1 protein-coding gene is annotated in these 274 nt (G+C 55.1%); it reads right to left on the bottom strand.

The window, feature by feature from the left end:
- Nucleotides 1–274 (bottom strand): hypothetical protein (locus ACTF7Q_RS05415; protein WP_438996838.1); only part of this gene is annotated, 274 nt, incomplete at both ends.

Genomic DNA, 274 nt, shown 5'->3' with positions numbered 1-274 from the left:
TAGGTTGGGACGTGAAACCCGGCGAGGCAATGACCAACGGCGGCGGTGCGGGCGCGACGGTGAGGCTGACAGTCTCAATATCACGATGTCCGGTGGTGTCGATAGCGGTGATATTCAGGGTGATTGTCTCATTCGCATTGAACTTTTGGCCAGCCTTCACAAACAGCCGCCATTCCTGACCAACTTGCCGCAACTCGAACCGGCCATCATTCACCGTTGGCGAATCGATGAAGTTACTATCCTCATCCATAACGCTGAACCGCAGGCCGGTATA

The sequence above is a fragment of the Puniceispirillum sp. (SeqCode) genome, assembly GCF_965657105.1.
Lineage (GTDB): Bacteria > Pseudomonadota > Alphaproteobacteria > Puniceispirillales > Puniceispirillaceae > Puniceispirillum.
Note: the sequence above shows the minus strand (reverse complement) of the source record. Positions and strands in the feature narration are given on the sequence as shown.